General features: G+C 67.2%; 1 protein-coding gene. It reads left to right on the top strand.

Going from position 1 to position 1,040, the window contains the following annotated elements; genetic code table 11:
• On the top strand, positions 1-1,040 hold a 1,040-nt coding region (locus XW59_RS29210; RefSeq protein WP_137327123.1), incomplete at both ends, for an acyl-CoA dehydrogenase family protein.

The raw sequence follows: 1,040 nt of genomic DNA, 5'->3' as shown, positions 1-1,040 counted from the left end.
GCGGCGTTTGCGTCGGACAAGCTGTTGCCGCGGGTTGAGGCGGCGTATCTGGAGGAGCAGACCGATCCGGCGATCTTCGCCGAGATGGGGTCTGCTGGTCTTCTGGGGGTGACGATCCCGGAGGAATATGGCGGGGTTGGTGCGGGCTACGTGGCCTACGGGCTGGTGGCGCGCGAGGTGGAGCGGATCGATTCGGGCTACCGCTCGATGATGAGCGTGCAGTCGTCGCTGGTGATGCACCCGATCTTTGCCTATGGCTCGGAAGCGCAGCGTCGGAAGTACCTGCCGAAGCTGGCGTCGGGCGAATGGATCGGCTGCTTCGGGCTGACCGAGCCGGATGCGGGCTCGGACCCGGGCGGCATGAAGACCCGGGCGCAGAAGATCGACGGCGGCTACCGGCTGACGGGCTCGAAGATGTGGATCTCGAACGCGCCGATCGCGGACGTGTTCGTTGTGTGGGCGAAGTCGGCCGCGCATGACGACCAGATCCGTGGCTTCGTGCTGGACAAGGGTCTGAAGGGGCTTTCGGCGCCGAAGATCGGCGGCAAGCTCAGCCTGCGCGCCTCGATCACCGGCGAGATCGTGATGGACGGGGTCGAGGTTGGCGAGGACGCGCTGCTGCCGAACGTTTCGGGGCTGAAGGGTCCGTTCGGGTGCCTGAACCGGGCCCGCTACGGCATCTCGTGGGGGGCGATGGGGGCGGCGGAGGATTGCTGGCACCGGGCCCGCCGCTACGGGCTGGAGCGGCATCAGTTCGGCAAGCCGCTGGCGGCGACGCAGCTTTTCCAGAAGAAGCTCGCCGACATGCAGACGGAGATCGCGCTGGGGCTGCAGGCGTCGTTGCGGGTGGGACGGATGTTCGAGGCGGGCAAGCTGGCGCCGGAGGCGATCTCGATCGTCAAGCGCAACAATTGCGGCAAGGCGCTGGAGATCGCGCGGGCCGCGCGCGACATGCACGGCGGCAACGGCATCCAGATCGAGTACCACGTGATGCGCCACGCGCAGAACCTGGAGACGGTCAACACCTATGAGGGCACCCA

Origin of the sequence: Aquamicrobium sp. LC103 (assembly GCF_001014615.2) — a bacterium.
GTDB lineage: Bacteria > Pseudomonadota > Alphaproteobacteria > Rhizobiales > Rhizobiaceae > LBCQ02.
The sequence above is the reverse complement of the archived record's forward strand: the minus strand, read 5'-3'. Positions and strand labels throughout refer to the sequence as shown.